The following is a 14732-nucleotide window of genomic DNA, read 5'->3' on the forward strand; positions in this document are numbered from 1 at the left end:
TTCAGGCTCCGATGCGGCTCAGTTCGGCGGTGAGCCGCTCCACCGGCTGCCGGCGGATCCCGAGCAGGGCTATGTGCCGCCACCGCACCCGTCCGTCGGGCCCGACCAGGAAGACCGACCTGCGGACACCGACGCCGGGCGCGGTCACGCCGAACATCGTCTCGCCGTTCCAGCGGATGCCGGGCAGGGTGAAATCTGGTGCTTTGGCCCCGGGCCCAATGGTCTGTGCCATGGCTGTTGCTTACCTCACTCTGGTACGAGTTGGACATGACACGTCTGCCTGCGGAAGCCGACGAGAGAAAGGTTGTCATGACGGAGATGCTCGCCGCCCGGCTGCACATCCCCACCCGCGAACTGCGCATGGAGCGCCTGCCCGTACCCGAGCCCGGCCCCGGCCAGGTGCGGATCGCGGTGCGTGCCGCCGGCGTGTGCCTGTCCGACGCCCATCTGTACGACGGCACGCTCACCCCGCTCTGGTTGTCCGATGACAGCGTGACGCTCGGCCACGAGGTGGCCGGGGTGGTGGACGCCCTTGGCGCTGGCGTGGACGCCTGGACGGTTGGGCAGCGGGTGCTGCTGCAGTACGCGGAGACGGACCTGCACGGCAAGCTGCTGACCCGGGGCATCGACTACGACGGCGGCTACGCCGAGTACGCGCTGGCCAGCGCCCATACGGTGGTGCCGATCCCCGACGCGCTCCCGTTCGAGCAGGCGTGCATCGTCCCCGACGCCGTCTCCACCCCGTGGGCGGCCGTGAGCACCACGGGCGCCGTCCGGCCGGGTGACGCCGCCGGCGTGTGGGGCGTCGGCGGGCTCGGCGCGCACGGGGTGCAGTTGTTGCGGCTGGCCGGCGCCGCTCCGGTGATCGCGGTCGACCCGCTCGCCGCCGCCCGCGAGCGGGCCGTCGCCCTCGGCGCCGACGTCGCGCTCGACCCGGCCGACCCGGCGTTCCGCGACACCGTCATGGACCTCACCGACGGGCTCGGGCTCGACGCCGCCTTCGACTTCGCCGGGGTGCCGCCGGTACGCGAGCAGGCCATGACGGTTCTCGGCAAGGGGGGCCGGCTGGTCGTCGTGGGCATCGCCGCGCAGCCGATCACCATCCCGAACGACGCCGGCCTGTGCTACTTCGGCCAGTCGGTGCTCGGCCAGTTCGGCTCCGCCCCCGAGGACGTGCACCGGCTGGTCAAGCTGATCAAGCGCGGGCGGCTGGACCTGAGCGCGTCCGTGAGCGACGTGCTGCCGCTGTCCGAGGCGCAGACCGCGCTCGACCGCCTGGTCAGCAAGAAGGGCGACCCCGTCCGCCTGGTCCTGCGCCCCTGACCCGCCTGGCCCTGCGCCCCGTCCCGCGCCCCCGACCCGGTCCCGTCCGCCTGGTCCTGTGCCGGTGGCCCGTCGCCGGACGAGCCTTCTCGTTGGACAACGTGGAGGCTCGTCCGGGATACTTGAGCAGCACAAACGACCCCACCGGCGACCATCAGAGGAACCGCTCGATGCCAACGGACGGCCCGACCGTCGATCAAGGCGTGCGAGAGATGATGTTGCTGATGCCGCGGCTCGTGGGGCGTGCAAAGCGCATTCCGGTGCCCGAGCAACTGCGGGACTTCGCGCTCACGCCGCGCCACCTGTCCCTGCTGGCCTTCCTGCTGCTCGACGGCCCCGCCACGGTCAAGGCGCTGGCCGGAAAGCTGGAGATCGCCTCGACGACGGTCAGCCTGATGGTCGGCGACCTGAACAGGAAGGGCATCCTCACCCGGGCCGAGGACGAGCAGGACCGCCGGCGGACCATCGTCGGCATCGCCGACACGCACCGCGAGGCGATCGAGGGATGGCTGGCCGGGGGAGCGGAGGCGTGGCGGGTCGCGCTCGCACCCCTGGCCCCGGCCGAGCGGCAGCTGGTCATCGACACGCTGCTGACGTACGAGCGCGAGACCTTGAAGCGCGTCCAGGGGCTTGACTGACCGCCGGAAGTCGGCGCCCGGTTGAACCTGGCTCATGACGTGGTCCGTACCTCTCAGGAGCAACCGATTCGGCCTCACCGATGAGGCAGCTGAAAGGGCCGACCATGAACAAGCGCACCCTCGCTCTTCCCGGCCTGGCCATCGCCACGGCTATGATCGCCACGTCAGTCACCCCGGCATCCGCGCAGTCGATCAGCACCCCCATGTACTTTGCCGCTTCCCTGGCGGGCAAGAACGAAGTCCCCGCAGCCGGCATGAAGGTCGGCGACGGGGACGGCAACGCGCTCGCCGTGTTCCGCATCCACGGGCAGCGGGTGGACTACGCGATCCGGTGGCAGAACGTGAAGGCGCCCAGCGGGTTCCACATCCACCGGGGCGCGGCGGGTGAGAACGGCCCGGTCACGATCCCGTTCTTCGCCAAGGCGCTGCCCGGCCAACTCCACGCCGTCAAGGGCTCGGTCATCGTCAGGGACCAGGGCCTGCTCGGACGCATACTCAACAACCCCCAGAACTGGTACGCCAACCTGCACAACGCCGAGTTCGGCGGCGGCGCCGTACGGGCCCAGCTGCACCGCGTACGGCCGGTGGCCATGGAGTCGGTGCTGGCGCACGGCTTCGGCCGCACGCTGACCGCGCGGGCCGACGGGCGGCAGGAGGTTCAGGCGCCGGGCACGAAGGCCGGCGACGGCAACGGGCACGGCGAGTGGCTGGTGCAGCCGGAGGGCCGGCGGGTGTGGTTCGCCGCCGCCTGGGACAAGGTCAGCGCGCCGACCGCCGCGCACATCCACCGCGCCCCGAAGGGCAAGAACGGGCCCGTCGTGGTGCCCTTCTTCGAGGCCAAGGGCGGCCTGCCACCCAGCGTCACGGGTCTGGCGGGCAGCACCCTGACGTCCAAGGCCGTGGCGAGCCGCATCTGGAACAACCCGAAGAACTGGTACGCCAACCTGCACAACGCCAAGTTCCCCGGCGGCGCGATCCGCGGCCAGCTCTACAGAGGCGACTGGTAACCAACCAGCGGACCGGCCGCCGGGGCGCGCGGCCGGGACCGTGGGACCAGGGCCCGCCAGTGCGGCACGTCGCGCAGCATGGAGCACTCCGGCGACGTCGCCGCCCCGCGCGAGTTCGATCAGCTTTGTCGCGCAGATTCTTCCAGGTATGTCCCAGAAGGTGAGATGGCATGAAAGGGCCGGTTCAGCGGCTCAGGGCGGTCTCCCGCTCGATCCGGGACAACTTCTCGGGGTTGCGCACCGCGTAGAGGCCGGTGATGAGGCCGCCGTCGATGCGTACCGCCACGACGGTGTCGACCCGGCCGTCGAGCCGCAGGATCAGCGCCGGGTAGCCGTTGACCTGCGCCGGCCGCAGCGACGCCGTGGCGGCGTACCTGCCCAGCCCGGCGGCGACCAGGGTGCCCACCTTGCGAGCCCCCACGACCGGTTGCAGCACGGCCTGCACCACGCCGCCGCCGTCGCCAAGGAAGACCACGTCCGGCGCGAGGATGTCGAGCAGGCGTTGCAGGTCGCCCGTCTCGACCGCCCGCTGGAACGCGGCGAGCGCGTCGCGGGTCTCGGCCGCGGACACGACCTCGCGCGGCCGGCGCGCGGCGACGTGCGCCCGTGCCCGGTGGGCGATCTGGCGGACCGCGGCCGGCTTCTTGCCGACCGCTTCGGCGATCTCGTCGTAGTCGAGGTCGAACACCTCGCGCAGTACGAACACCGCCCGCTCGGTCGGCATCAGCGTCTCCAGCACCAGCAACATCGCCATCGAGACGCTGTCGGCCAGCTCGACGTCCTCGGCGACGTCAGGGGTGGTCAGCAGCGGTTCCGGCAGCCACTGCCCGACGTAGGACTCCTTGCGCCTGCCGAGCGTGCGCAGCCGGCCCAGCGCCTGCCGGGTGGTGATCCTGACCAGGTACGCGCGCTGGTCCCGTACCTCTTCGAGATCCACGTTCGTCCACCGCAACCAGGTCTCCTGCAGCACGTCCTCGGCGTCGGCGGCCGAGCCGAGCATTTCGTAGGCGACCGTGAACAGCAGGTTGCGGTGGGCGACGAAGGTCTCGGTGGCCGTGTCCGCTGGTTGCTCGCCCATTGCCGGCTCCCGCCTGTTCGTTCTCGACTGTTCGTGCCCGCATTAGATGCCGCCAGGCACCGCTCCGTGACAGCCACGTGCAATGACATACGTCACACGACCGCGTTGTCACAGGGGTCGGCCGGGCGGCATCTCTTGTGCGTCGGTCCACTTCAACTGAGGAGCACACCATGCAACCCCGTATCGACCTGATGTCCAACGAACTCGCCGCCAAGATCAACAAGCGGATCTACAACGTCTCCCTGGCGATCCAGCAGTCGTCGCTGCCCCAGGCCACCCAGGACCTGGTGATGTTGCGCGCCAGCCAGATCAACGGCTGCGGTTTCTGCATCGACTACCACACCAAGGACGCCACCGCCGCCGGGGAGAGCGCGGTCCGGCTGCACCTGGTCGCCGCCTGGCGCGAGTCCACGGTGTTCACCGAGGCCGAGCGCGCCGCGCTGGCGCTCACCGAGGAGGGCACCCGGATCGCCGACGCCGCCCGGGGCGTGTCCGACGAGACCTGGGCCCGGGTGCGCGAGCACTACGACGAGGACCAGATCGTCGCGCTGGTCTCCGTGATCGCGATGATCAACGCGACCAACCGGCTCAACGTGATCGTGCACAACCCGGGAGGTTCCTACCAGCCCGGTCAGTTCGCCAACCTGGCGAACTGACCGCCGGGCCGTTGCTGCTCCCGGCATCCGGCGGCCGGGAGCACGCCCGTGACCAGGTAACGGTCGATCCGCTCGGTCGCGCAGCCGGAACGCGGGTACGAGCGCACGGCGCCGCTGTCACCGACGCGGCGAGCAGGAAGCCGCGAGTATCCGGTTCATGACGTGCCATCGTTCCGGTCCCGCCCATGGCCTTGATCGGCCGAAAGGATGAATGCCCCTCGGCCGAAGGGCTCGTCTCGCGCGCCATGACTGCGCCGCCTACGGTTCGTCAGAAGACGATCGACGCTCGATCGCACGGCGACGCGTGTGCCAGCATGCGGGTATGGCGATCTTTGTCCAGGAGACCGGCCCGGCCGACGCGCCGGCGGTGGTGCTCCTGCACGGTGTGGGCACCAGCGGCTGGATGTGGACCAAGCAGGTCTCCGCGCTGGCCGGCGACCTGCGCGTGCTGGTCCCCGACCTGCCGGGGCACGGGCGCAGCAACACGCTGCCGTGGATCTCGATCGCCGACACCGCGCGCCAGGTGGCCGATGAGATCGCCATCCGGGCGCCCGGGGGGAAGGCACACGTCGTGGGGCTCTCTTTGGGCGGTTACGTGGCGGCGTGCCTGGCCGCGACGTACCCCGAGGTGGTGCGCGGCACGATCGTGAGCGGGGTGAACGTGCTGCCCTTCCCGAACCCGGGCCGGCTGCGGCTCATGGGCACGCTGGTGGCGCCGGTCATGAAGTGGGGGCCGGTGTTGCGGGCCAACGCCCGCGCGCTCAACGTACCCGCCGCCGACCTCGACGGATACCAGAGCGCCGCGCGCGCCACGAACCGGCAGGCCTTCCGCCGCGTCAGCGACGAGGCACTGAGCTTCCGGCTCCCCGACGAGGCCGGGCAGTCGCCGTGCCCCGTCCTGGCCGTGGCCGGCGAGAACGAGCACGACCTCACCAAGCGGTCCCTGACCGCCATCGCCGCCGCGTTTCCCCATGGCCGGGCACGGCTGGCCCCCGGCGTGGGCCACGCGTGGAACGGTGAGCGCCCTGAGCTGTTCACGGCCATGATCCGTGCCGTGGTCGAGGGGGGCGGGCTGCCCGAGGAACTCCGCCCGGTGGGCACGGACTGAGCGAATCTGTCGGTCTCGCGCGCGTGCCCAAGACGTCGGCGAGGAGACCGAGCGGGCCTGGGTCGACGCCTACCTGCGCCTGGACCTCAACTGAAGCGCTACCTGGACAGACCCGGTGGGAGCGTCAGATGGTCGGTGCGTGCGGAGGCCATGGACGACATGACGAGGGAGGCCGCACCGATGGCGCCCGCGTCCTCACCCAGGCTCGTGCCCCGCACCTCGACCGTGTGCACGTCGCTCACGGTGAGCAGTGAGGCGGCGATGGAGGGCACGATCCGCAGGTAGGTACGGGAGAGGGCGGACCAGTTCGGCCCGCCCAGGACGACGGCGTCGAGGTCCAGCACGTTGGCGAGTTGGCCGGCGACGCGGCCGATGGCGCGCGCCGACCGTTCCACGATGGCCGTCGCCGCCCCGTCGCCTCCGTCGGCGAGGGCGCAGAGGCGGCCGAGCGCGGTCTCGACGGCCAGCGGGTCGTCGAGGTCCACGGGCGGCAGGGTGCCGGCGTCGGTGGCCGCCGACACGAGGTGGAGGGGAGCGCAGGTGATCGCGATGCAGCCGCGCCCGCCGCAGTAGCACCGCGCACCGTCGGGATCGCCGCTGAGGTGCCCGATCTCGCCGAGGTTGTCGGACGCGCCGCGCATCACCTCGCCGCCCAGCACGATGCCCGCGCCGATGCCGGTGCCCAGGTAGACGAAGGCGAAGTTCGGCAGCGTGCCGCCGCCCGCCCAGTGCTCTCCCGTGGCGGCGGCGATGGTGTCCTTCTCCAGTACGACCGGCAGGCCGAGGCGGCTTTCGAGCTCGTCGCGCAGCCGTACGACGCCCCAGCCGCGCAGGTTGGGCGGCCCGACGAGCGAGCCGGAGTCGGCCATGATGGGCCCGGGGGTGGAGACGCCGAGGCCGGACACCCGGCTCAGGCTGAGCCGCTGGCGGCCCACGAGATCGGTGAAGGCGTCCACGATCGCCTGGAGCACGTCGTCGGGGCCGTGCGTGGTCGGAGTCACGATGGAGGCCCGGTCGGCCACCTCGCCGGCCAGGTTGAGCAGGACCAGAGTCATCCTGGCCGGGTCGATGTGCAGCCCCACCGAGTACTGGCCGTGCGGGACCACCCGGAACATCGTCCTGCGCGCGCCCGTGTCGGCCTCCACGCGTCCGGCGGCCTCGATGAGCCCGGCGGCGACGAGGCGGCGGCAGATGTTGGAGACGGTCTGCGCCGACAGGCCGGTGCGCTCAGACAGCTCGACGCGGCTGATGTTCTGGCCGCGTCGTACCAGGTCGAGCACGAGCAGCTGGTTGTAGTCGCCGACGCGAGGAAGGTTCGATCCCCGCCGTTCCATCCTGCGCCTCCACGATTTCCGGCGATCGATCGCGGTCGCTCGCACCCGCGAGCACGCTACAGATCTTCGTACGTGGACACAACCCTTGTAAATCAATTTGATTGTGTTAGCGTCTGATGCCCATGGCGGAGAGTCGCCATGGAGGAGAAGCAGTATGACGTTCGCGAAACCGGTCATAGCCACCGCACTACTGAGCTGTCTCGTCGTCACTCTCACCGCCTGCTCGGGCTCGGAACCCGAATCCAAGGACGGCACGGTGACCCTGGTCTTCCGCCAGTTCGACCCGGAGAGCGAGGTCCGCGGCCTGGCCACCGTGGTCGACGCGTGGAACAGGGACAACCCGCGAGTCCAGGTCGAGATGCAGACCCTGAGCCCCAACAACGTGCAGCAGTTCGCCCGCGAGGCCAACGCCGGGACGGGGCCCGACATCAACCAGATCGGCTACAGCGACGTGGAGTTCCTCGCCACCCCGAGGATCCTGCTGCCCCTGGACGAGCACCTGAGCAAGGACCCGCTGCCGGAAGGCACGAAGGAGGGCCTGCTCGCCACCGACATGGTCACCTTCGAGGGCAAGACCTGGGCCATGCCGTGGACGGCCGACACCATGGCGCTCGTCTACAACCCCAAGGCGCTCTCCGCCGCGGGCGTCAAGGACCCGCCGGCCACCTGGGAGCAACTCGCGGCCGACGCCAGGCAGATCAGCTCCTCAAGCGCCGGAAAGACGAGCGGCTTCTGCTTCCCCGCCTCCGGCTCGGCGACGAGCGCCGGATGGTTCGCGATCAACTACTACCTCTGGGCGCACGGCGGCACGCTCGTACGCAAGGACTCCGCCGGCAACTGGCAGACCGGCGCCACTCCGCAACAACTCGCCGCGGCGATCCAGTTCTTCACCGACCTGTTCGCCTCCGGCGCGGTGCCGAAGGCGAACCAGGCGGTGCAGGACTACAGCGACCCCACGATCAGCAACGGCCTGGCGACCGGTTCCTGCGCGATGACGTACCAGCCGCCCGCCACCTTCGCCGCGCTGCGCGAGAAGGCGGAGCAGGCCGGTACGGCGCTGACGACCGCCCCGATGCCCTCGGGCCTCACCGACGGCGCGACGCATCTCGGCGGTCGCGCGCTCGGCATCAACCGCAACACCGAGCACCCGGCGGAGGCGTGGTCGTTCGTCAAGTACCTGATGAGCGCGACGACCTTCAAGACCTACGACCAGTACCCCGCCTCCGCCGAGACCCTGGAGGACCTGCCGGTGCCCGAGGCGCAGCAGGGCTACGTCGAGCAGTTGCCGCACTCCCGCTCGTTCGCGCGCTACATCGGATCGGAGATGACGATCGCCTCCATGCAGCAGCTCGTCAACCAGCGGTGCTCCGCCGTCTACTCGGGCCAGCAGACGAGCGCGCAGGCCGCCGCCGACATCCTCAAGGGACTGGCCGAAGGGCTGAAGGGCTGACATGGCTTCCCCCCGCATAGGTCAGCGCCCGTACGCGCTGACGACGCCCGCCCTCATCGTCATCGCCGTGCTCTTCCTGGTCCCGAGCGTCTACAACGTGGTCCTGGCCTTCCAGAAGCTGACCCCGTACGAGCCGGTCGGCGACGCCGTGTGGGTGGGGCTGAAGAACTTCGCCTCGATCTTCACCGACCCCGAGATCGGCTCCGCCGCGTTCAACACGGCCTTCTGGCTGACCGCCGTCACGGTCGCGATCAGGCTCGGGCTCGGCCTGGGGCTCGCGCTGCTCCTGCAGAGCCCGGTGCTCCAGCGGTGGCGCCTGCGGGGCGTGGCCCGCACCCTCGTCCTGGTGCCGTGGATGGTGCCGCCGGTGGTCGCGGTCGCCTGCTGGAAATGGATCTTCGACGCCGACACCGGCGTGCTCAACCAGTTCCTCGTGGACACGGGCCTGCTGTCGGAGGGCGTGCCCTTCCTGGCCCAGACCAGCACCGTGTGGTGGTCGGTGATCACGATCATCGTCTGGCGCGAGCTGCCGTTCGTGGTGGTCGTGCTGATGGCCGGCCTGCAGTCGATCCCCAAGGAGCAGTACGAGGCCGCCGCGATGGACTCGGCCGGAAGGTGGCAGAGCTTCGTGCACGTGACGCTGCCCAACCTGCGGCCCGTGATCATCGTCGTCGTCCTGATGACCGTGATCCAGACCTTCAACAACTTCGTCTACGTCTGGCTCTCCACCGGCGGCGGCCCCGGCACCTACACGCAGGTGCTCGCGACGCAGCTCTACTCCGCCGCGTTCGTCGCTAACAGCCTCGGCGAGGGAGCCGCGATCGGCATCGTCATGACGGCGCTGATGGCCGTCTTCGCCCTGGTCTACCTGCGGGTGACGAACGAGCGGGAAGGAGGCCGCGCATGAGCCTCTTCACGGACCGGCAAGGAGGCCGCGCATGAGGCCCGGCACCGACCGGCGGCGGCCACGCGATCTCCTCGTGATCGTGCCGACCTTCGCCATCCTGTTCGTCATCGTCTTCCCGGTGCTCTGGATGGTCTTCACCTCGCTGCGGCCGACGACCGCGCTGGCCGCCCGGGTCCCGTGGAGCCGGTACTTCGACGGGCTGGGCTTCGGCGCCTACGCCCGCCTGTTCCAGGACTCCAACTTCGCCTGGTACATCGGCAACAGCCTGCTCATCTCCGCCATCAGCACGGTCTGCACGGTGGTGCTGGCGTGCCTGGCGGGCTACGCCCTGTCCCGGTACGTCTTCCGGCTGAAGCGCACGATCCTGCTCGTCGTCCTGGCCACCCAGTTGTTGCCCTTCGTGGTGCTGATCACGCCGATCTACCTCTTCTTCGGCGAGCTCGGCCTGCTCGACTCCTACTTCGGGCTGATCGTCGTGTACGTCGCGATGACCCTGCCGCTGGCCATCTACCTGGTGATGGGCTACTTCAACACCATCCCCCAGGTCCTGGACGAGGCGGCGCGCATCGACGGCTGCTCGACCGTGGGCGTCATCTTCCGGGTCGTCTTCCCGATCGCGCTGCCCGGCATCGTCACGGTGACCGTCACGACCTTCATCGCCACGTGGGAGGAGTACTTCTTCGCCAGCGTGCTGATGACCAGCGACAAGCTGAAGACCGTACAGGTGGGGCTGTCGTCCTTCTTCGGCGAGTACGCGAGCGACTGGGGCATGATCATGGCCGCGGCGACGGTCGCCACCATCCCCACCATCGTGCTCTTCTCCGTCGTACAGAAGCGCCTCGTCGCCGGCATGGCCGCAGGAAGTGTCAAGGAATGAACGCAACGACTGATCGCCCGAACGTCGTCATCATCTACGCCGACGACCTGGGCTGGGGAGACCTCGGCTGCTTCGGCGCCGGCGACTTCGACACCCCGGCGCTGGACGCGCTCGCCGCCTCCGGCGTGCGCCTGCCCGAGTGGTACAGCAACTCGCCCGTCTGCTCGCCCTCCCGCGCCTCCCTCCTCACCGGCCGCCACCCCGCGCACGCCGGCGTGGAGGCGATCCTCGGCGGTACGCGGCGCACGGCCGGGCTGCCGCCGCAGCCGACCCTCGCGAGCGAGCTGCGCGAGCGCGGCTACGCGACCGGGATCTTCGGCAAGTGGCACCTGGGCGCCGACCCGGCCTACGGCCCGCTGCACCGCGGCTTCGACGAGCACTTCGGCTTCCGCGCGGGCTGCGTCGACTACTACTCCCACATCTACTACTGGGGGCGGCACAACCCGATCCACGACCTGTGGGAGGGCGAGGATGAGGTCTGGCTGAACGGCGAGTACCTCACCACGGTCATCGCGCGCCGGGCCGTCGACTTCATCGAGCGCAACGCCGGGCGGCCGTTCTTCTGCTACGTGCCGTTCAACGCCCCGCACTACCCCATGCACGCGCCCGCCGAGTACATGGAGCAGTTCGCCCACCTGCCCGCCGGCCGCCGCATGATGGCGGCGATGGTCAAGGCCATGGACGACGGCGTCGCGGCGATCCTCGACGCGCTCGACCGCCTGGGCCTGCGTGAGAACACGATCGTCTTCATGTCCTCCGACAACGGCCCGTCGATCGAGGAGCGCAACTGGCTCGACGGCGAGGAGATCTCCTACGACGGCGGCTCGGCCGGCGGGCTGCGCGGCCACAAGGGCTCGCTCTTCGAGGGCGGCATCCGGGTGCCCGCCATCATCTCCTGGCCCGCCGGGATCCCGGCCGGCACGCCGGGCGAGGTGACCGGCTGCATGGCCGACGTCGTGCCGACCGTGCTGGAGGCCGTGGACGGTGCCGCCCCCGACGACGAGAACATCGACGGCAGGTCGCTGCTGCCCCAGCTCAAGAGCGGCGCGGCCGGTCCTGACCGCTGGTTGTTCTGGGAGTACGAGGGCCAGCTCGCCGCCCGGCACGGACGCTGGAAGGCGGTCCTGGACGCCTGCGAGAGCATGCAGGCCGAGGTGGCCGTCCCCGAAGGGCTCTACGACCTCGCCGACGACCCCGGCGAACAACGCGAGCTGTCACGCGCCCACCCGGACCGGTTCCGCGAGATGCGTACGGAACTCGAACGCTGGGCGGCGCGCTGCGAGAACTGGCGTCTTGTCAGAACTAAGGAGTCTTGATGCACGACACCGGAGCCCAGATCGAGATGCGCGTCGAGCGCTTCGTGCGTGAGCGCGTCGCGCCCGCTTTGGAACGGCGGCGCGTGGCGCTGGACGTGACGGCGTGGGAGGTGCCCGGCGAGCCGGTGCCGTTCACGCACGCCGTGGCGCAGAGCTTCACCCCGTTCGCGCCCGGAACGACGTGGAGCAGGCCGTGGGGCACCACGTGGTTCCATGTCACGGGTGAGATCCCCGAGGGCTGGGGCGGCGCGGACGTCGCGCTGGAGATGGTCGTCGACCTGGGATTCACCGCGCGCCAGGCGGGCTTCCAGGCGGAGGGCCTGGTCTACCGGCCGGACGGCACGATCGTGAAGGGCATCGAGCCGCTGAACGGCGCCGTGCCCGTCGGTCCGGGCCCCATCGACCTGTACGTCGAGGCGGCGTCCAACCCCGACGTGGGCGGCAACTACTTCTACCTGCCCACCCACCTCGGCGACCAGGCGACCGCCGGCGACGACCCGATCTACACCCTGCGCAGGATCGACCTCGTCGAGCGCGACCTGACCGTCTACCACCTGCTGCGGGACTGCTGGACGCTCACGGGACTGATCGCCGAGCTGGACCCGTCCCTGCCGCGCCGCGCCGAGATCCTGCGCGCCCTCGACCGGATGTGCGACGCGGTTGACCCCGAGCGGGTGGCCGAGACCGCCGCCGCGGGCCGGGAGGCGCTGGCCGGCGTGCTGGCCTCGCCCGCCTACCCCAGCGCGCACACGGTGTACGCGGTGGGCCACGCGCACATCGACTCCGCCTGGCTCTGGCCGACGCGTGAGACGATCCGCAAGTGCGCCCGTACCTTCTCCAACGTGCTCGCGCTCATGGACCAGTACCCGGACTTCGTCTTCGCCTGCTCCAGCGCCCAGCAGTACGCGTGGATGAAGGAGCACTACCCGGCGCTGTTCGAGCGGATCCGCGAGAAGGTCGCCGAGGGCCGCTTCGTGCCGGTGGGCGGCATGTGGGTCGAGTCGGACACGAACCTGCCGGGCGGCGAGGCGCTCGCGCGGCAGTTCGTGCACGGCAAGGGCTTCTTCCTGCGCGAGTTCGGCTTCGAGCCCGACGAGGTGTGGCTGCCCGACTCCTTCGGCTACACCGGGGCGCTGCCGCAGATCGCGCGCGCGGCCGGCGCGCACTCGTTCCTGTCGCAGAAGATGTCGTGGAACGAGACCAACGCCATGCCGCACCACTCGTTCCTGTGGGAGGGCATCGACGGCACCCGCGTCTTCACCCACTTCCCGCCGGCCGACACCTACAACTCCGACCTGTCGGCCGCCGACATCGCCAGGGCGCAGCGGCAGTACGCCGAGAAAGGCGTCTCCAACGTCTCGCTGATCCCGTTCGGGCACGGTGACGGCGGTGGCGGCCCCACCAGGGAGATGATGGAGGCGGCGGGCCGCGCGGCCTCGCTGGAGGGATCGCCGCGGGTCACGGTCGGCACGCCGCGCCAGTTCTTCGACCTGGCCAAGGAGACTCATCCGTCCCCGAGCACGTGGTCGGGGGAGATGTACCTCGAACTCCACCGGGGCACCTACACCTCGCAGGCCAAGACGAAGCAGGGCAACCGGCGCAGCGAGCACCTGCTGCGCGAGGCGGAGCTCTGGTACGCCACCGCCGCGTGGCGCGGGCTGGCGGACTACCCGTACGAGACGCTCGACGGCGTGTGGCACACCGTGTTGCTGCAGCAGTTCCACGACATCCTGCCCGGTTCCTCGATCGCCTGGGTGCACCAGGAGGCGGAGCGCAACTACGCGGCCGTCGCCGCCACGCTCGCCCCGCTGATCGAGGCGGCGCAGCGCACGCTCGCCGGCCCCGGCTCGGCGGAGGTCGTCTTCAACGCGGCGCCCGTCGCCGCCGCCGGGGCGCCCGCGCTCGGCGCGGTGGCCGGGTCCCCGCCCGCCGGGACCGCCCCCGTGGCGGACGGCTCCGGCTGGGTGCTCGACAACGGCGTCGTCAGGGCGGCCTTCGACGCCGCCGGCCTGCTCGTCTCCTTCGTGGAGACCTCCTCGGGACGCGAACTCGTGGCCCGGGGGGAGGCGGCGGCGCTGCTGCAGGTGTTCCGCGACCTGCCGAACCAGTGGGACGCCTGGGACATCAACCCGCACTACCGCCACAACGTGACCGAGTTGCGCGAGGCGGACTCGGTGAAGGCGGACGGCGACGCGCTCGTCGTACGGCGCACGTACCAGAGCTCGGCCTTCACGCAGACCTTCCGGCTCGCTGAGGGCTCGGCCGAGCTGGACATCGAGACCCGCGTGGACTGGCACGAGCAGGAGAAGCTGCTCAAGCTCGCCTTCCCGCTCGCGGTGCACGCCGACCGGGCGTCGTCGGAGGTGCAGTTCGGGCACGTGCAGCGGCCCACCCACAACAACACGTCCTGGGACATGGCGCGCTTCGAGACCGCCGCGCACCGCTGGGTGCACGTCGGGGAGCCCGGTTTCGGCGCGGCCGTGGCCAACGACTCGACCTACGGCCACGACATCACCCGCCGCTGGGCCGCCGACGGCTCGACCATCACGCTGGTACGGCAGTCGCTGCTGCGCGCGCCGCGTTTCCCCGACCCCGAGGCCGACCAGGGGGAACACGTGCTGCGCAGCGCGTTGCGGCCCGCGCCGACCGTGCTGGAGGCCCTCGACACCGGCTACCGGCTCAACCTGCCCGCCCGCACCGTCACCGGCGGCGGCCCGGTGGCCCCGCTCGTGACGGTCTCCTCGCCGTCGGTCGTGGTGGAGGCCGTCAAGCTCGCCGAAGACCGCTCGGGTGATCTGGTCGTACGGCTCTACGAGGCGCAGGGCGGCCGGGCGCGGGCGCGCGTCGAGGTCTCCGAACCCGTCGCGCGGGCCTGGACCACCGACCTGCTCGAACGCGACGCGGCCGGCCTGACCGACGCCTCGGTGCAGGTGGCGGCCTGGGAAGTGGGGGAGCCGATCGAGATCGTGTTCCGGCCGTTCGAGATCGTCACGCTGCGGCTGCGCCGGGCGTAAACGAGAAAGAGGCAGCCTCCCGGT

The 14732-nt window shown here is 70.7% G+C and carries 13 protein-coding genes; 10 read left to right on the forward strand and 3 right to left on the reverse strand.

Translation table 11 applies throughout. From position 1 onward, the window contains the following. Window position 1: 1 nt before the first annotated feature. Window positions 2–232, reverse strand: coding sequence for a hypothetical protein (locus AB0I81_RS25630; RefSeq protein ID WP_360661020.1), 231 nt, complete (start codon window positions 230–232; stop codon window positions 2–4). Window positions 233–309: 77 nt separating this feature from the next. Between AB0I81_RS25630 and AB0I81_RS25635 the strand changes: the two genes are divergently transcribed. The 3 genes from AB0I81_RS25635 to AB0I81_RS25645 all read left to right on the forward strand — a co-directional run bounded on the left by AB0I81_RS25635 (window position 310) and on the right by AB0I81_RS25645 (window position 2968). Beyond that, a complete protein-coding gene (locus AB0I81_RS25635) occupies window positions 310–1323 on the forward strand; it encodes a zinc-binding dehydrogenase (protein WP_360661023.1) in 1014 nt (337 codons plus the stop codon). Between the two features lie 170 nt (window positions 1324–1493). Continuing rightward, a complete protein-coding gene (locus AB0I81_RS25640) occupies window positions 1494–1961 on the forward strand; it encodes a MarR family winged helix-turn-helix transcriptional regulator (protein WP_360661026.1) in 468 nt (155 codons plus the stop codon). Window positions 1962–2065: 104 nt separating this feature from the next. Beyond that, entirely contained in the window at window positions 2066–2968 is a 903-nt protein-coding gene (locus AB0I81_RS25645; protein WP_360661029.1) for a CHRD domain-containing protein, read from the forward strand. A 184-nt stretch (window positions 2969–3152) separates the two neighbouring features. Here the strand turns inward: AB0I81_RS25645 and AB0I81_RS25650 are convergent, their stop codons facing one another. Then, window positions 3153–4046 carry an RNA polymerase sigma-70 factor gene (locus AB0I81_RS25650; protein ID WP_360661032.1) on the reverse strand — a complete coding sequence of 298 codons (894 nt, stop codon included), beginning with the start codon at window positions 4044–4046 and terminating at the stop codon, window positions 3153–3155. Between the two features lie 170 nt (window positions 4047–4216). Here AB0I81_RS25650 and AB0I81_RS25655 point away from each other — a divergent pair, with 170 nt between their 5' ends. Together AB0I81_RS25655 and AB0I81_RS25660 are read left to right on the forward strand one after the other, a co-directional pair. Then, the gene (locus AB0I81_RS25655) at window positions 4217–4702 is read left to right on the forward strand and encodes a carboxymuconolactone decarboxylase family protein (protein WP_360661034.1); all 486 of its coding nucleotides are present in this window, start codon (window positions 4217–4219) and stop codon (window positions 4700–4702) included. Window positions 4703–5024: 322 nt separating this feature from the next. Further along, the gene (locus AB0I81_RS25660; protein ID WP_360661037.1) at window positions 5025–5810 is read left to right on the forward strand and encodes an alpha/beta hydrolase; all 786 of its coding nucleotides are present in this window, start codon (window positions 5025–5027) and stop codon (window positions 5808–5810) included. A 98-nt stretch (window positions 5811–5908) separates the two neighbouring features. Here the strand turns inward: AB0I81_RS25660 and AB0I81_RS25665 are convergent, their stop codons facing one another. Further along, the gene (locus AB0I81_RS25665; protein ID WP_360661040.1) at window positions 5909–7144 is read right to left on the reverse strand and encodes an ROK family transcriptional regulator; all 1236 of its coding nucleotides are present in this window, start codon (window positions 7142–7144) and stop codon (window positions 5909–5911) included. 154 nt (window positions 7145–7298) lie between these two features. Between AB0I81_RS25665 and AB0I81_RS25670 the strand changes: the two genes are divergently transcribed. From AB0I81_RS25670 to AB0I81_RS25690, 5 genes are read left to right on the forward strand one after another with little or no spacing between them, the layout of a single operon-like run. Beyond that, window positions 7299–8594, forward strand: a complete 1296-nt coding sequence (locus AB0I81_RS25670; RefSeq protein ID WP_360661043.1) for an extracellular solute-binding protein — start codon at window positions 7299–7301, stop codon at window positions 8592–8594. Window position 8595: 1 nt separating this feature from the next. Next, entirely contained in the window at window positions 8596–9501 is a 906-nt protein-coding gene (locus AB0I81_RS25675; RefSeq protein ID WP_360661046.1) for a sugar ABC transporter permease, read from the forward strand. Window positions 9502–9532: 31 nt separating this feature from the next. Next, the gene (locus tag AB0I81_RS25680; protein ID WP_360661047.1) at window positions 9533–10378 is read left to right on the forward strand and encodes a carbohydrate ABC transporter permease; all 846 of its coding nucleotides are present in this window, start codon (window positions 9533–9535) and stop codon (window positions 10376–10378) included. Continuing rightward, window positions 10375–11694 (forward strand): sulfatase-like hydrolase/transferase, encoded by a 1320-nt coding sequence (locus tag AB0I81_RS25685; protein WP_360661050.1) that lies wholly within the window; start codon window positions 10375–10377, stop codon window positions 11692–11694. Before AB0I81_RS25680 ends, AB0I81_RS25685 begins: the two co-directional genes overlap by 4 nt. After that, window positions 11694–14708, forward strand: coding sequence for a glycoside hydrolase family 38 C-terminal domain-containing protein (locus AB0I81_RS25690; RefSeq protein ID WP_360661053.1), 3015 nt, complete (start codon window positions 11694–11696; stop codon window positions 14706–14708). Before AB0I81_RS25685 ends, AB0I81_RS25690 begins: the two co-directional genes overlap by 1 nt. The last annotated feature ends 24 nt before the right edge of the window (window positions 14709–14732 follow it).

It is taken from the genome of Nonomuraea sp. NPDC050404 (assembly GCF_040655495.1).
Taxonomy (GTDB): domain Bacteria; phylum Actinomycetota; class Actinomycetes; order Streptosporangiales; family Streptosporangiaceae; genus Nonomuraea.